General features: G+C 62.7%; 10 protein-coding genes. 1 reads left to right on the top strand and 9 read right to left on the bottom strand.

The window, feature by feature from the left end; translation table 11 throughout:
* Positions 1 to 24: 24 nt before the first annotated feature.
* Complete coding sequence (locus KP003_RS09025; RefSeq protein ID WP_216499236.1) at positions 25 to 1,836, bottom strand: AMP-dependent synthetase/ligase; 1,812 nt, start codon at positions 1,834 to 1,836, stop codon at positions 25 to 27.
* Positions 1,837 to 2,154: 318 nt separating this feature from the next.
* On the opposite strand from KP003_RS09025, the gene KP003_RS09020 reads away from it, so the two are divergent.
* Complete coding sequence (locus KP003_RS09020) at positions 2,155 to 2,460, top strand: hypothetical protein (protein WP_239027644.1); 306 nt, start codon at positions 2,155 to 2,157, stop codon at positions 2,458 to 2,460.
* 3 nt (positions 2,461 to 2,463) lie between these two features.
* Here KP003_RS09020 and KP003_RS09015 read toward each other — a convergent pair whose 3' ends face one another.
* The 8 genes from KP003_RS09015 to KP003_RS08980 form a co-directional block, all read right to left on the bottom strand.
* A complete protein-coding gene (locus tag KP003_RS09015; RefSeq protein WP_216791658.1) occupies positions 2,464 to 4,578 on the bottom strand; it encodes an EAL domain-containing response regulator in 2,115 nt (704 codons plus the stop codon).
* Positions 4,579 to 4,581: 3 nt separating this feature from the next.
* On the bottom strand, positions 4,582 to 8,085 hold the full coding sequence (locus KP003_RS09010) for a PAS domain-containing sensor histidine kinase (RefSeq protein WP_216791657.1): 3,504 nt from the start codon (positions 8,083 to 8,085) through the stop codon (positions 4,582 to 4,584).
* A gap of 16 nt (positions 8,086 to 8,101) precedes the next feature.
* Positions 8,102 to 9,688, bottom strand: a complete 1,587-nt coding sequence (locus KP003_RS09005; RefSeq protein WP_216791655.1) for a sensor histidine kinase — start codon at positions 9,686 to 9,688, stop codon at positions 8,102 to 8,104.
* The gene (locus KP003_RS09000; RefSeq protein WP_216791654.1) at positions 9,685 to 10,083 is read right to left on the bottom strand and encodes a response regulator; all 399 of its coding nucleotides are present in this window, start codon (positions 10,081 to 10,083) and stop codon (positions 9,685 to 9,687) included. Before KP003_RS09000 ends, KP003_RS09005 begins: the two co-directional genes overlap by 4 nt.
* A 153-nt stretch (positions 10,084 to 10,236) precedes the next feature.
* Positions 10,237 to 12,510, bottom strand: coding sequence for a GAF domain-containing sensor histidine kinase (locus KP003_RS08995; protein WP_216791652.1), 2,274 nt, complete (start codon positions 12,508 to 12,510; stop codon positions 10,237 to 10,239).
* Positions 12,511 to 12,526: 16 nt separating this feature from the next.
* Positions 12,527 to 14,572, bottom strand: a complete 2,046-nt coding sequence (locus KP003_RS08990; RefSeq protein WP_216791650.1) for a pilus assembly protein PilZ — start codon at positions 14,570 to 14,572, stop codon at positions 12,527 to 12,529.
* 56 nt (positions 14,573 to 14,628) lie between these two features.
* Positions 14,629 to 15,123 (bottom strand): response regulator, encoded by a 495-nt coding sequence (locus KP003_RS08985; RefSeq protein WP_216499243.1) that lies wholly within the window; start codon positions 15,121 to 15,123, stop codon positions 14,629 to 14,631.
* A gap of 13 nt (positions 15,124 to 15,136) precedes the next feature.
* Positions 15,137 to 16,279 carry a sensor histidine kinase gene (locus tag KP003_RS08980; RefSeq protein ID WP_217300599.1) on the bottom strand — a complete coding sequence of 381 codons (1,143 nt, stop codon included), beginning with the start codon at positions 16,277 to 16,279 and terminating at the stop codon, positions 15,137 to 15,139.
* Positions 16,280 to 16,398: the final 119 nt, after the last annotated feature.

Genomic DNA, 16,398 nt, shown 5'->3' with positions numbered 1-16,398 from the left:
CATCCTCCGGCTCGGGACGTGGCCTCAGTTCTCCGCGACGGTATACATTCGCTCTATCTTATCCTTATAACGATCAGAAATCACCCGTCTTTTCACCTTGAGGGTCGGGGTGAGCTCCCCTGCCTCCAGGGTGAAATCGCGCGGCAGCAGCACGAAGTTCTTGATGGTCTCGTAATGGGCCAGCTCGGCGTTGACCGCCTCGACCCGCTGCCGGTACAGCTCGAGAACTGGCTCGTGCACCACCAACTCCTCGAGGTCCGTGTAGACGATCCGCTTCTCCTGGGCGAACTCCAGCAGTTTCTCCAGGGTCGGCACGAGGAGCGCGGTCAGATAGGGCCTCTTGTCCCCGTAGACGTAGGCCTGGGAGATGTACTTGTCCCTTTTCAAAAGGTTCTCGATGGGCTGGGGCGCGATATTCTTGCCGCCGGCGGTGACGATCAGGTCCTTCTTTCGGTCCGAGATCACCACGAATTCCCCTTCGAGGCGCCCGATGTCACCGGTTCTGAGCCAGCCGTCGCTGAGGACCTCCCGGGTGGCCGTCTCGTCCTTGTAGTAGCCGATCATGACCTGCGGTCCGCGTACCAGCAGTTCGCCGTCGTCGTCCACCCGGAACTCGGTCTCCTCCAGGGGGGTCCCCACGCTGCCAAAGCGCAGCGCCTCGAAGGTGTTGTTGCAAAGGACCGGGCTCGTCTCGGTGAGGCCGTACCCCTCCAGTATGGGGACCCCGATGCTCCAGAAGAACTCGTTGATCTCCCGGTCCAGGGGGGCACCGCCGCTGGAGCAGAACTTTAGGTTGTCGCCGAAACGCCGCCGCAGCTTGCTGAACACGAGGCGGTCCGCGACGGCGTGCCGCAGCGCGAGCCAAAGCGGCACCTTCTTCTCTATGTACCTCGCGTAGACGTAGCTGCGCCCGATGGCGAGGACGCTTCTGAACAGCTTCCTCTTGTAAAGGGAAAGCTGGTGCACGTGCTCGTAGATGCGCGAATGGATCTTCTCGAAGAGCCTGGGCACGCAGACCATTACGGTGGGCTGGATCTCCAGCATGTTTTCGGCTATCTTCTCGATGCTGTCGGCGAAGGCGATCATGGCCCCCTGCGCGACGGGTAGGTAGTAGCCTGTGCACCTTTCCAGGACGTGGCTCAGGGGCAAAAAGCTCAGGAAGACCTCGCCATCCTCCAGCACAGCCGCCTTGCGGATGGTGGCAAAGACATCGAAGAGGATGTTCCGGTGCGAGAGCATCACCCCCTTGGGGATCCCCGTGGTGCCGGAGGTGTAGATGACGGTCATCAGCGATTCCGGCTCGATGCTGTCGATCACGGCGGAGAGCTCATCTCGTTCCTCGTCGCTGATCGGGTCGTCGATCTCGGAGAGCTGGTAGAACGTGGTGAGCGGCAGCGATGGCTCACCCAGGAAGCGCTCGAAGGAGACCACCAATTGAACCATGGGGATGGCATCCCTGATCTTCAGGAGTTTACGGTACTGCCATTTGCCCGAGATGAAGACGATGCGGGCGTCGCTGTGGTTCAGGGTGTATTCGATCTGCTCGGGCGTGTTGGTGGGGTAGACCGGGACGGTGACCGCGCCGGCGCAGAGGATGCCCATGTCGGCGATGATCCACCCGGCACGGTTCTCGGAGAGGATGGCTATCTTGTCGCCCGGCCTGACGCCGAGCTTGCGCAGGCCGCGCGCCACCATGAGGGCTCGGTTGAAGAACTGGGAGTAGCTCAGGGTGACCCAGTTCCCCTGCTTTCTGAACTTCACCGCCAGCTTAGCGTCCAGCCGGGTCGCCTGGTGCCGTAGCAGGTCGGGTATGGATCGAAAAGGCACCTTTTCCACGTTAAGCTCCAATCAAAGACAGGAAACACAGCATCTGCGTACTTAAAAGATAGTACATGCCTAGCATAATACAAGTGTGGCGGAGCTAACTGGTGAAAAAAAGACTGGCACAGAGGCGACCGGGTGACTCAAACTGTGAAGAAACCGGTGTTAAAGGAATAGTTTGACATGCATCGGGACCATCAATATTATCGACCGATCTGAGTTGCTGAACTTCCGGGTTGAAAGTTCCGCTCTCAAACCTGCCACATATAACGGCATTGATGACTCTTCAGATGATCAACCTGGAAAAATTTACTGTCACGCAAGGAGTTAGCTGTGATCGAAGCCATGATGTCGGAAATGGAAGCTGCATTCTGCAAGGGAATCTTTGACACGGAGACCGTCTTTCGCTTTCACCTGGATAAGGATGCAGTCACCATCATGGTCGGTCCCGATTGCTACCGCGTGGTCAGGGGGGCGACGCCGGAGCCGGTCGACTGTGAATGCAGCACCGGCGCCGAGATGTTCAGGACGATCTGGTACGAGGGGTACCGCCCCGGGATCATGGATTTTCTCGGCGGCGCCATCAAGTGCGACAACCCTTTCCTGCTTCCCGGCTTCCTGAAGGCGTTCGGCCGCTAGCCTCTACTGCGGCAGCACTCCCCCATGCGTCGAACGGGCCAGTGCCCTCTCGAACTCCACCGCGGGGAGCGGCCGGCAGATCAGGTCCCCTTGCACCTCGTCGCAGCCGTAGGTCCTCATGAGCTCCAGTTGCTCCGGCCGCTCCACCCCCACGGCGTTCACCCTGAGCTTCAGGCTGTGCGACATGCAGATCATCGCGGTCACCACGTCCAGGTTGTCCGGGTTGTCGAGGTTCCTGATGAAGCTGCGGTCTATCTTCAGCTTGGCGATGGGAAGCTGCCTGATCCGCTGCAGCGACGAGGAGCCGACGCCGAAGTCGTCGACCGAGAACGCCACCCCCGCTTCGGTGAGCCGCAGCATGTTCTGTCGCGACGTCCCGCCGTTTTCCATGATGGCACGCTCCGGGATGTCCATCTGCAGCGTCCCCGCTCCGATGCCGGTCTCGGTGAGGGCGGCCAGGGTCTGTTCCAGGAAATGGGGCTGGTGGAACTCCCGGTTGGAGAGGTTCACCGCCAGCGACAGGCCGAACCCCTTTTCCTGCCACTTTTTCACCTGGCCGCAGGCGTGGTGGATGACCCATTCCCCGATCGGCACTATGGCGCCGCTTTCCTCGGCGACGGTAATGAACTGCTCCGGGAGCAGCAGGCCCCGCTCCGGGTGGTGCCAGCGCAAAAGTGCCTCCGCCGCGATTATCCTTCCGTCGCCCAGGTTAAGCAGGGGCTGGTACAGCAGTTCCAGTTCCCCCCTGGATACCGCCTGGCGTAGTTGCCGCTCCAGGTTCTGGCGGTTCAGCGTGCGGGCGTTGATCTCGTTGTTGTAGAACTGGTAGCTGCTGCCCCGGTTCTGCTTTGCCACGTACATGGCACCGTCGGCCTTTTGCAGCAGCTCCTCGCAGGTATCCCCGTCGTCCGGGAACATGCTGATGCCGACGCTCGTCCCCACCTTCACCTCGATCCCTTCCAGCCGAAACGGCGCTTGAAAGACCCCCACGATCTTGTTGACCACGGTGCCGACGTCGTCGGGCTGCGCCAGGTCCGGCATGAGCACGTTGAACTCGTCGCCTCCGATGCGCGCCACCGTGTCTGACTCGCGCACGCAGGCTTTGAGCCTCTGGGCCACCGACTGCAACAGCAGGTCCCCCGCTGCATGCCCCAGTGTGTCGTTGATCTGCTTGAAATGGTTCAGGTCGAGGAAGAGCACGGCGAGGCTCTTGCGGTTGCGGCGCGCCTGCGCAAGCTCCAGGGCGAGGAAGTCCATGAAGAGCTTGCGGTTGGGTAGGTCGGTCAGGGTGTCGTGCTGAGCCTGGTGCTTGATCACCTGCTCCAGCCGCTTGCGCTCGCTGATGTCCTTGAACAGGGTGAGCAGGAACGGGCTCCCGTCCATGTCGATGCTGTCCGCCGATACCAGTCCCTCCAGCTCCTGCCCCGACTTCCCCCTGATGCGTACCTCGAGGTCGCGCACGACCCCTGTTCGTGCCACCTCCCGAAGCAGCGCCTCGGGCTGCCCTGCATCGAGCCATAACCCGAGCTCAGCGGTGCTGCGGCCGATCACCTCCTCCCGGTCGAATCCCAGCACCCGCAGGAACGCCTCGTTCACCTCGACCAGCCTGAGGTCTCCCAAGCTCGCGATGCTCAAGAGGTCGGGGGTGGCCTGGAAGATGGTTGAGAAGCGCCGCTCAGAGGCGCGAAGGGCGGCCACCTGCTGGGCCACCAGACGTCTCAGGGTGATCTTTTCGCCGATTCGGTCCAGCACCCGGAACAGTTCCGGGTAGTTGACCGGTTTCAACACGTAATGGTCCATCCCGATTTCGATGGCGTTCATGAGGTAGGTGGTCTCGCTGTGGGCGGTGACCGCCACGATGGTGGCGTCGGGATCGATCTCCTTGATCTCACGCGCCATGGCGATGCCGTTCATCTGCGGCATGTTGATGTCGGTGACCACCACGTCGGGGCGGTACTGGCGGTACAGCTCGAGCCCCCCCCTTCCGTCGTCGGCCGCGTAGATCTTGATCCCCGGGTAGTTGAGGGCGATCATCCTGGCGATCATCTCGCGCGCCTCGACCTCGTCCTCGACGAGGAGCAGGGCTGCATCCTTGAAGCGCTGGCGGGGTTGTTCCATCTGTCACACCTCGATGCAGAATCGTGCGCCCTGCTCTGTGTTGCACACGGTGAGCGATCCTTTCATGTTCTTTTCCACGATGATCTTGGACATGAACAGGCCGATGCCGGTGCCCTTGTCGGGCCCTTTTGTGGTGAAATAGGGATCGAAGACCTTGTCGATGATGTCGTCGGGAATCCCCCCCGCGTTGTCCTCGATGGAAAGCACGCTCTTCCCCTCTTTCCTTTCGAGCCGTACCACGATCTTGGGATTGGCTACCTTGCGCTCCAGCAGGGCGTCCTTGGCGTTCATCAGGATGTTGATCAGTACCTGCGAATATTCGTTGGGAAAGCCGAAGATCTCGGCCCCAGGGTCGGCTGCGACATCGAATTCGATCTTCGCCGCGGTGAAAGCGGCCTGCAGGATGGAGAGGGTCTGCTCGAGGATGGACGCCGCCATAAATTTCTGCTTCTCCTTTTCGGGTCCGAAGAAGTTGCGGAAGCCGTCGATGGTCTGGGACATGTAGTTGATGACCTGCATGGCGCGGGCGACGCTGTTTTCCAGGTACTCCCTGGTGAACAACCCCTGCTCGTAGAAGCTTGGGAGCTCCTGGACGATGAGTCCCAACGTGTTCAGCGGCTGACGCCACTGGTGCGCGATGTTCCCTATCATCTCACCCATGGCCGCCAGCCGTCCCTGCCTGATCAAGAGTTGCTCCTGCCTGCGCAGCTCTTCCCCGGCGCGCACCCGCTCGGTCATCTCCTCCTTCAGCGCCTCCTGCGCGAGTACGCTGTCGGTGATGTTGAGGCAGGCGCCCACCAGCCTGAGCGGGATCCCGTGCTCGTCGTAGGAGACCCGGGCGCGCATACTGAGCCAGCGCAGCTTGCCGTCGAGAGCTACGGTGCGGTACTCGGCGCTGTAGAGCCCGGCGCCGCTTGTGCTGCGGGCGTCTTTGACGATCTGCTCCAGCCGCCCGCGGTCCTCGGAATGTACCATCTGCAGCACGGCAGCGAGATCTATGGCGCTATCGCTGCCCAAACCGTAGTGCTGCTTGGCTATGGGGGACCAGTCCCCCTTGCCGGTCTGCAGGTTCACATCGAAGATGCCGAGGCCGGTCGCCTCGACGGCGAGCTTTAGCCTTGCTTCGCTTTCCTTGAGCGCCTGCTCGGCCCGCTTCAGCTCGGTAAGGTCCACGGCGAAGCCGATACCCTCTGCGGTCGAATCCGCCATCCGGGCGAGCGCGGTGAGCGCGGCTACGCGCTCGTTGGTCTTGCGCCTGATAAAGACCTTTTCGTAGGGGCGGCTGATGCCGCGAGTGATGGTTTCGTCCATCGCGGCCCGGTCCTTGGCGTACTCCTCGGGGGTGGTGACGTCGGCAAGGCTCAGGGTCCCGCCGCGACACTCGGCTTCGTCGTAGCCTACCAGCTCACAGTAGGCGACGTTGGCGTCGGTGATGAAGCCGTCCCGGTTCCAGAAGAAGATGGCCATCAGGCTCGACTCGTACAGCCAGCGGAACCTGGTCTCGCTGGCGCGCAATTTTTCCTGTGTCTCGCGCAGGTCGTTGATGTCGGTTGCCGTGCCGTACCACTTGACCACCCTCCCCGCCTCGTCCAGTTGGGGGGTGGCGCGGCTCAGGTGCCAGCGGAAGCCGTTATTGCGGCATTTGATGCGCTGCTCGATTTGGAAGGTCTCGCCGGTTGCGACGGAGTGCTGCCATGCCAGCGCGGTCCGCTCCCTGTCATCGGGGTGGACGCAGTCGCTGATCAGCTGGTCGGGATCGCCCAAGGTCTGGACCAGGATGCCGCGTTGCACGCCGGTGTAATTCTCGAAGTGGGCGTTGAGATAGTCCAGCTTGCCGTCCGGGTTGGCGGTCCAGACGATCTGAGGCATCGAATCGGCCAGGTTGCGGATGCGCTGGACGGACAGGCGCAACTCCTGCTCGATCGACTTGCGTGCGGTTACGTCGAAGATGACCCCGATGAAACGGCAGGAGGCTTCGTCGCACCAAAACCGCCCCAGCACGTTGACCCACAGCACCGCTTCGTTGTCCGCCCGGGTGATGCGGTGCTCGGAGTAGAACAGGTCGTGTTCGCGTCGGGCGCGGTCGAGTTCCGAGAGCACCTGGCCCTTGTCGGCGGGAATGATCAGGTCCTGCCACATGGACAAAGTCGCTTCCCCGGTCTCCTCCTGCGGCGCAGGGTACCCCAGCAGCAGGTAGTGGCGCCGCGACCAGATCCCTTTCCCGCTGGCGACATCCATGTCGCAGGAGCCCATCTCGGCCGCGTCCAGGGCCAGCTTCAGGCGCTCCTCGCTCTCCAGGAGGGCCTTGGCGGCGCTCCTGCTCTCGGTGATGTCGGTGAACGCGGCAAGCCCCGAGATGATGTTGCCGGAGATGTCGAGTAAAGGGGTGGCGTTGACGTTGATAAAGCCGCGGGTGCCGTCCCCCCTGGTGATCTGGTACTCTTCGGCGAGCACCGTCTCGCCATGCTGTATGGCGCGTATCAACGGGTACCTCTCAGCGGGCAGCGGCGCCCCGTCCAGGGTGTACATCTTCCAGCGACGGTGGTCCGCGGTGCTGACCACCTCCCCCACGTCCTCCCGAAAGATGGCGCGGGTAAGTTCGTTGTGGTAGACCACCTTCCCGGAAGGGGCCTCGGCGATGATCACGCCTACGGGCAGTTGCTCGACCACCGCCTCGAACCGTTCCTGCTGGAAGGCGAGTTCCTTCAGCATGGCATCGCGCTCGGCCTCGGCTTCCTTGCGCTGTGAGACGTCGCGGGCGATGACCTGGATGGCCGGGCTCCCCTGGTAGTCGATCCGGGTCGAGGAACTTTCCAGGAAGAGCTCGCCGCCGTCAAGCCGCAGCAGCCTGAACTCGAGCGTGGTGCCTTCGTTCCCACCCATGACGGCCTCGATGCTGTTCCGCATCGCTTCGCGGTCTTCCGGGTGCACAAGCTCCAGGATGGTGTGTTTTTGCAGCTGCGCCAGGTTGCGCGCGCCGTAGGTCCCGAGTGCGGCGCAGTTCGCGTAGAGGAAGGAGCCGTCCCGGTGCACCAGGACAGCGTCCGGCGCCATCTCGACCAGGGCTCGATAGTAGAGCTCGCTCTCGCGCAGCAGCCGCTCCTTCTGGATCCGTTCCGCGTTTTCCCGGGCGATGATCGATATGCCGGTGAGTCCCCCTTGCGGGTCGAAGATGGGAGAAAGGGTGAGGGAGACCTGGACCTCGCGTCCCCCCTTGGCCAGGCGTACCGTCTCGAGGTTTCGGATCTTCTCGCCCAGCAGCACCCTCGCGGTGATCTGGTCCAGCTCGTCGAGGCGGTCCTGGGGTACCAGCATCTTGATGCTGCGCCCCACGGTCTCCTCGGCGCTGTAGCCGTAGAGGCTTTCCGCCGCGTGGTTCCAACTGGTGATGATCCCGTCGGGGGTTTTGCTGAAGATGGCGTCGTTCGAGGAGTCGACGATGGCCGCCAGATGCGCCATGGCGTCTTCCTTGTCGGCTGCCTGGATCTCCCCTGGTTTTCGCGTCATGACGCCTCGCAAGGGCCTATGCCTCCTTGAGGTAGCTGCCCGATTCCGGGTTCGGCTCCAGGGTGAAATAGAAGCTGGCCCCCTGCCCCACCTCCCCTTCCGCCCACATGCGTCCCCCGTGCCTGAGCACGATGCTGTGCGCGGTGGCAAGCCCGATCCCGGTCCCCCCCCAGCCGAACTCCCCGGGAGTGTGGATGGTCTGGAAGGGCTTGAACAGTTTTTGCGCGTACTTCATGTTGAACCCGGCGCCGTTGTCGCGCACGAAGTAGGCCCGCACGCCTTGCTGGTCCGTCCAGCCGAATTCGATGCGTCCCCGCTCCTTCTTCGAGGTGAACTTCCAGGCGTTTCCAAGGAGTTGTCCCAAGGCTTTTTCCAGGAGTTCCGGGTCACCCTTCACCCGGGCCCCTTCCGCGATTACGAACTCCACCTTGCGCTGGGGCTCGCCAGCGGCGAGAGAGCGGGCGATGCCGCGGGCGAGCGCGCTCAGGTCGGTGTCCCGTATGGTAAGGGTGCAGCGCGCCAGGTGGGTCAGGCTGTTAAAGGCGTCCATGATCTGCTTGATCTGCTGCACAACGCTGGCCGATCGTTCCGCGTACTGGCGGCAGTTGGCATGGCCGCAGACCCCGCAATCCTCGACGAGGGCGGTACAGAACCCTTCCAGGCGCGCCACCGGCGCCCTGAGATCGTGGGAAACGAAGTAGCTGAAGTTCTCGAGCTCGCTCACCGTGGCCTGCAGCAGTGAGGTCCGTTGCAACACGCGCCGTTCCAGTTCCTCGGTCAGCAAACGGACCTGCTGTTCGGCATGTTTAAGCTCCGTCACGTCATGGCAGGTGCCGATCACACCGCTTGCGCCTCCGGTCTCCCGGACCCCTTCGACGTCAATCCGCACGATCCGCACGTCCCCCTCCGGCCGCAGCACCCGGACGAATTTGTGCTCCGGCTGGTGATCAGGGGAGAGTGCGCTCTGCATCGAACTCGCCACCTCTTCGCGGTCGTCCGGGTGGAAGCGTTCCAGAAACGAGTGGTAGGAGGGGGGGATGGCGCCGGGCGCCAGCCCGCAGATGCGGTACATCTCGTCGGACCAGTCCATGTTCTCCGCGTCGATGCCCCGCTGCCAGCTCCCCAAATGAGCTATGCGCTGGGCCGCGGCGAGCTGACACTCGCTTTGGGCGAGGCGCCGGTGCTGTGCGCTCACCAGCCGCTTAAGCTCGATCTGCTCGAGTACCTTGTCGAGCACCGTGAAGAGTTCCTGGTAATTGAGTGGCTTGAGGACGTAGTGGTGCACGCCGATCTCGATGGCGCTCAAAAGGTAGGAGGTGTCGCTGTGTGCGGTGACGGCGATGATGCTTACCTCGGGGTTGATGGCCTTTATCTCGCGGGACATCCGGATCCCGTCCATGACCGGCATGTTGATGTCGGTCATCACGATCTCCGGAGTGTGCTGCCGGTACAGTTCCAACGCCTGCAAACCGTTGTCGGCGCAGTGGACGGTGAGGTGGGGGTAGTTCATGGCCAGCATCCTGGTCACCATCTGGCGGGCGTCGGCTTCGTCCTCGACGTAGAGCATGCTGGCGCCTGCGCCCTCCCGAGCCTGGTCTTTCATTGAGCCCCCTCGTTGCGCGACAGGATCCCCTGCAAACGCTCAACCGTCATCGGCTTGTAGATGTAGTCGACCACGCCGAGCTCCCTGCACTGCTCCTGGTCGGTCTCGTTGTCGGATGAGGTGAGCACGGCCACCGTAAGAACCTGCAGCTTGGCGCTCGCCCTGATGGCACGCAAAAGGTCGAGCCCGCTGATCTTGGGGAGTTTAAGGTCCAGCAGCACCAGCTTGATGTGACAGAAGCTGTCATCCTGCTCCATGCGCCTGAGCAGTTCGTCGGCCTCTTCCCCGTCCCGAGCGGTAAGGATCTCGTGTTGGCAGGCCTTGCCTATGATGCGGCTGGCCAGGAACAGGTCGTCGGGGTTGTCTTCGACGAGCAGGATGTACGATGGCGCCATGAGCTTCTCCGCGCCGGCGGGGGCCGTCGGCCGAAAAAAAGCCGAGCGTTTCAGATTGTTGCGTCTGCTCGGCCGCCTGCCAGTGCGGCAGTGGTTAGAATCTGTGTCTTTGCACATTAACAATCGCTTATTCTAGCCTGCTCCGTCACCTTGTCAATCGGGGCGCTCTACCCGGCGCGCCTTGCCGGGCGCCTCGATGCGGAACTCGGCCCCGCCGGCCACGTTGCGTGCGGTGAGCCTGCCGGGGATGTTCTTCTCGATGATCATCTTGGACATGTACAGGCCGATGCCGGTTCCCCGCTCTGGTCCCCTGGTGGTGAAGTAAGGGTCGAAGATCTTCTCCAGGATCCCCTCCGGGATCCCCCCGGCGTTGTCCCGCACGGTTACCACGGATCGCCCCTGCTCCTCGAACACGGCGACCCTGATCTCGCGCCTTTCGATCCTGCGGTCCAAAAAGGCGTCCCGGGCGTTGAACAGGATGTTGAGGATCGCCTGGGAAAACTCGTTGGGGTGGCCGGTTATGACGGGATCCCCCTTTATCTGCAGGTCCACGGCGATCTGCAGGTGCCGGAAGCTCTCCTGGACCAGGGACAGCGTTTTTTGGACCACCTCGGCGACCCGGAAGGAGACGGCCTCCTTGTCCGGCTTGAAGAAGTTCCTGAAGTCGTCGATGGTCCTCGAGGTGTGGGTCAGCACCTTCATGAACCGGGCCACGCTCTCCCCCAGGTATTCCCGGCTGAGCCCGCCGCGGTCGTACATGACCGGGAGCTCCTGCACGATGAGCCCGAGCTCGTTGAGCGGCTGGCGCCACTGGTGGGCGATGTTGCTGATCATCTCCCCCAGGGCGGCCAGGCGGTTTTGCTGCAGGAGCATGCGCTCCTTCTCCCCCAACTGCTCCAGCGCCTGCAGCCTTTGCGCGGTCTCCTCCTCGAGCTCGAACAGGGTCCGGGTCAGCTCCTCGTGCTGCAGTTCGATCTTGCGCCGGCTCTGTTCCAGGTCAGCGGTCCGCTGCTCCACCCGCTCCTCCAGCTCCTGCTTGGCCTGTTCCAGGGCGCCGATCAGCTCGCAATTGCGGTAGCTGATGCCGATTATGGAGGCGGTCCCCATCAACAGGCTCACGTCCCTTTCCACCAGGGGGCGCTTGGCCTTCACGTTTTCCGCGGTCAGCACCCCGAGGGAGATCCCGTCGGACACGACGGGACAGCAGATGAAGGCCCGGGTGCCGTTTTTGAGGGCGCAGGCGAGGGTGCGCCGGCCGAGGGTCTCTTTTTCCAGCTCCAGGTCATTGACCAGGAAAGGCCGTTGCTCCTTCAGGCAGGCGACGTAGACGTCCTTGCCGGCGCCGTTTGGATCAAGCGGCAGGTCGAGGCCGTTCAGGCAGGCGAGTTCACCGGCGCCGTAGCCGTAGCTGGCCCGCAGCTGCAGTCTCCCCTCGTCGCCGTTCACCAGGAAGATCGCGCCGCGGTCGTACTCGAGCCTGCGCTGCATGATGTCGGCCACGTCCATGAGCATCTCTTCGAGCCGGGTGAAGTTCCCCAGCCGCTGTCCGATCTCGTGGGTCAGCATGGCGTTGTTGTAGTTGAGATCGATCTGCTCCAGGAGGGATTCGATCGATTGGTTGGTGCTGCTCAGCCCCTCCTTGACGGCCCTCTTCTCGCTCGTCTCCGCTGCCAGGGAGACCAGCAGGAACAGGCACAGCGAGCCGAGCAGGATCTGGAGTCCCCCCTCTCCCTGCAGGGAGAAGAGCAGCAACAGGTTGGCGGCGACCAGGACAGGGGCCAAAAGGTTGCGTGCCTTCTTCAGGTAGGTGAAGACGCTCTTTTCCCAGGTGACGATGTAACGGCAGACCGGGTCGCCACGGAACACGCATTCCGGCTGCTGGATGGTGGGGAGGTGGCGGATCTCCGGAAAGTACTGCAGGTCGGTGAGCTTGTGATTGAACATCAGTACGATCGCCTCGAAGAAGCCGATCCGGTTCTCGCACTGGTACAGCTTCTCCAGGCCGGGCTCCGCAGGGGTGACGGTGATCTCGACCATGTTGGAGGCGAGGCGCCGGGAATGGTAGGTCGTGCTCCTGGTGAAGTTCGCCGTGGCCTTGCTGATGATGTCGAAGGTGCTGGACGCGTCGACGAGCCCCAGGATGTACTGGCGCATCGCGCCCAGCACGTCGGGTGAGGCAGCGTAGCGCCCGGCTTCGCGTGCGATCTTCGGGTTGCCGGTCATCTGCAGCAACCTTTCGTAGAAGCGGTCCACCTGGTCCTGCCGGAACCAGTGCGCCTGGTCGGCCACCTCGTAATCCTTCATCCCGGCGTACTCCAGCAGTTCGTTGATGTCGACGTGGCTGTACTTGTGCTTGACCAGCAGGATGAAGGAATTGATGATCCTGCTGTTGTATAGCGGCATGTCGCGTAGGCGGGACGGTTCCATTCCGGCTCCGGGGGATTCAGCGCCCTTTCGCGTGCCCATTGAAAAGGGCGTCGCAGTACTGCAGGAAGTGGTCGCTGTAATGCATGTCCAAGGTCCACAGCAGGTAGCTCTTCTCGCGCGGGAGCGACTTGCTTTCCACGTAGGCGTTCGGAAAGGTGAGCACCGGCATCCCCTCCCCTTCGTAGTGACGGCTCACCCGCCTCAGGGAAAGCTCGATCAGTTCCGCCGGCGTCTCCTCGTCGATGACGATCACCGTGACACAGTTGGTGAGTTCGGCCATGTTGAAGCCGGCGTCGGTGCAGTTCACCAGGAAGAAGGCCTTCAGGCTGCCGCCCTTGCGCAGCGAGTAGAGGTAGATCTCCTTGCGAAAGCCGAGGCTTCGGTACTCGCCGTTGACCTCCCTGCTCCCGGCCGCGCCCGGGTAGAGGTCGAAGGCGTCGATCATGAGCCCCCCGGAGACGTGGCGGTAGAAGCGGTTCAGTTCGGTAAGGTCGAAGTCGCTGCTGAGGGCTAAAACCCACGGCTCGGGCCAGGGGGGCGGCTCCTCTCCCTGGGGGATGTAATGGGAGTAGGCGAACAGGTCGAGCGAGCAGCTTCCCTGGTCATCGTATTGGCGGGCGAAGCCGCCGAACACCCGCGCGGGAAACTTGTTGTCCGGCCGGTAGTAACAAAAAACGTAGCGCAGGTGGGCAAAGGGGAAGCTCTCCAGTTCGTTCAGGTACTCCCCTACCTGCTCCAGAACAGCCAGGCCCGCCTTAACGGTGGCCGACTTGCGGGCGGCGTGGTGGTGGATGAGCCAGGAGTCGCGGTAGAAGCGGACCATGGCGAGGTGCCCCAGGATCGCTCCGCGGTTCAGGTAGATGAAATGCCGGGCGATGTGGGGGCTTTCGTTGTACAGCCTGGCGTAGATCTCCTTGATGCGCTCCTTGTTGGCCTGGAAGTGCACGTATTTCCCCGGGTAGATGAAGCCGGTCTGGAAAAAGAAGTTCCACAGGTCGTCGAGGTCCACCTCGGTACTGACGTAGGCGTTGCGGTCCGCCGCCTGGTGCAGGATGGAGAGGAGCTTGACGTGGTCGGTGATCTCCATCTCCAGGACCGCGCAACCGCAGCGGACGGTCCTCTCCTCCCCCTCCCCCCCCGTCACGTTGCGCGACAGCACCTGTGCCAGGCAGTCGAGGGTGAGCCCCTGGGCGAAGCTGATCTTGACCCCCGGGATCATCATGCCCGGGAGCAGCAGCGATTCCCCTTCGTTTTCCTCGATGGAGAAGCCGGTACCGGAGATGTCGCCCATCTTCAGGTTCACCCTCCTGCCGATCAGGGGGTGGTCGAACACGATGTTGGGGGATGGAACCAGTTCCTTGCGCTCGTTTCTGTAGGTCTTGGTCCTGAAACGGCGGAAGTTGTTTTGGTGCTGCTTCAGCACGAAGGAGCAGCACCGGATGTCGGGGTGCAGCGACAGGATGTCGAAGGTACCCGAGAAGATCACCTCATCCCCGCGCGACAGTTTGAGATGCACCGGTTCTTCAGTGTTGATCCAGTTGATGGCCTCGGGGCGATCCCAGCTTCCCGAGACCCTGAGCGTCACGGGGGTGAAATCGACCAGCGCGCAGTTGAAGAGGACGCCGTGCTGCAGCAGCTGCGCCGAAATCTCGCTGGCGGGATGGCGCCGGATCCGCCTGGCCTGGAATTCGCGGCAGGCAGGTGGGAGGAGCAGGGACAGCCCGGTGTCGTCCATGGAGAGCAGCTCGGAGTTAACCACCAGGTACTTCTTGCCGTCGGCGATGAGGAGGTAGTCGAAGCGGTAGGTCCTGAGGATCTGCTGGATGCCCCAGGGCTCATACCACCGGCACTCCAGCCGCTCGCCCGCGCACGGTTCGGGACGGGCCCGGAGCAGGATGGCGTCTTCGTAGACCAGGTGCTTCAGGCTGACCAGGACGGTCTGGTCCTGGAAATTGATGTAGTTCAGCCGGTTCACCAGGTGGCTGCGGCTGACGCTCTTCCCGGTCGCCGGGCTCTCGGCATCGGATGGGACTGCACGAAGTGTGGTTGCCGCATCTCCCATGTCTTTCCCTCGGGGCGAGTCCAGGGTTGGTTTGCTGCCGGGGTACGATCCAGCTTTCAGACGGGTGGGTTGGTGCCGCCATTTTGCTCCTGGGCCGAGGGGTTGGCCGCAAGCTCAGGAGCGACGTTCAGCCCCAGCCAGTACTGCACCAAGTTCTGCATCATCACCAGCAGCGCGTTGAACGAGTTGGGCTTGACCAGGAAGGAGTTGCAGCCGAGTTCGTAGGCCCGGTTGAGGTCCGCCGGGGGGACGGGCGTGGTGAGCACGACCACGGGAAGACGCTTCAAGGCGGGCTGTTCCCGCAGCCAGGACAAAAGCCCCACCCCCGAGATGTGCGGCAGCTTCAGATCGAGCAGCATCAGGACCGGCATCGGGTAGCAGTCGCGGTCCTGGTAGGGTTCCCTGCCGCTTAGGTAGCCGATGGCCTCCTCGCCGTCCCTGGCGCTCTGCACCGGGGTGATCACGCCGACCCGCTGCAGGGCGAGTTTGGTGAAATGTGCCTGGTCCTGGTCGCTGTCGACCAGGAGGATGGTGTGGTGCACGTAGCTCATGGTTCCCCCGGCGCTATTCCGCCCTCCTGAGTTCAATCCAGAACCGGCTCCCCTCCCCTTCATTCGATTCCAACCCGATCCGCCCGCCCAGGCGCTGCACCGCCTTGCGCACGATGGCAAGCCCGACCCCCGTCCCGGGGTAGCTCTCCATGCTGTGCAGGCGTTCGAAGATCTTGAAGATCCTCTCCTGGTGCTGCGGCGCTATGCCGATGCCGTTGTCCTCAACGTACAGACGGCAGTACTCCTGCGACTCGTCGGTCCAGATGCGCAGCAGAGGGACCACCCCCTTGGGCACGAATTTGATGCCGTTGGTCATCAGGTTGAGTACCACCTGGACCAGAACCGCCGGGTGCCCGATCACGGTGGGGAGGTCGCTTGATATCTCCAGGCGGTAGGCCTTGCCGCCCGCGGCCAGTTCCAGCTGCTGGGCCGCGTCGCGCACCACCTGTTCCAGGCTCACCGGCTCGAGGGTGATCTCCTGCCTGCTGACGCGGCTGTAGGCGAGCAGGTCCTGGATGAGCCGGTCCATCCCTTGGGCCGCGGTCTTGATGCGGACCAGGTAGGCATTTCGCTCAGCCGGGGTCTGCTGTTCGTCGTCCAGCAGGATCTCGGCGAAGGCCTGCATGGCGCGTATGGGTGCCCGGAGGTCGTGGGAGACGGAGAAGGCGAAGGAATCGAGTTCCTCGTTGATCTCCTCGAGCTGGGCCGTGCGTTCGGCGACACGCCGCTCCATGGTGGCGGCTTCCTTTTCCAGCTTGGCGCTCAGGTCGGCGATTTCCGCCTCCTCCTCGCGGTACCGGGTGCAGTCGCTGATCACCATGCCGATGTGGTTGTCCGTAAGGGCGAAGATCCGGATCCGGTAAAAGAGGTCCTCCCGGGCAACCTCCCCCAGTTCCTGTGATCCTCCAAAGGCGGCCAGCCGGTGGCACTGCTCCTTGAACCGGTCCTCATCGAACCAGTAGGGAAAGCAGTCGGTCACTAGGCAACTTTGGAAGTTGAAGGACGAACAGCGACAAAGTTTCACCGCCGCCGGGTTCATCTCGATGATTTGCGGCGGTGCGTCCGGGTTTCGCACGTCCAGGTGCAGGATAACGAGCGCCTCCCTCATGTTGGTGAACATCAATCGGTAGAGTTGCTCGGCCTGTTCCATTTCCATGGCGGGCTCTCCTTGGCAAATGCAGAAGAGTATAGCGGAGTGAGATTTGTTTGCACTAATGTTTTGAGCGCAGGGCTACGTTGAACTTCGCCAGGAGATACGGCACGTCGGCCGATCAG

This window comes from Geomonas diazotrophica, from assembly GCF_019063885.1.
Classification (GTDB): Bacteria; Desulfobacterota; Desulfuromonadia; order Geobacterales; family Geobacteraceae; genus Geomonas; species Geomonas diazotrophica.
Note: the sequence above shows the minus strand (reverse complement) of the source record. Positions and strands in the feature narration are given on the sequence as shown.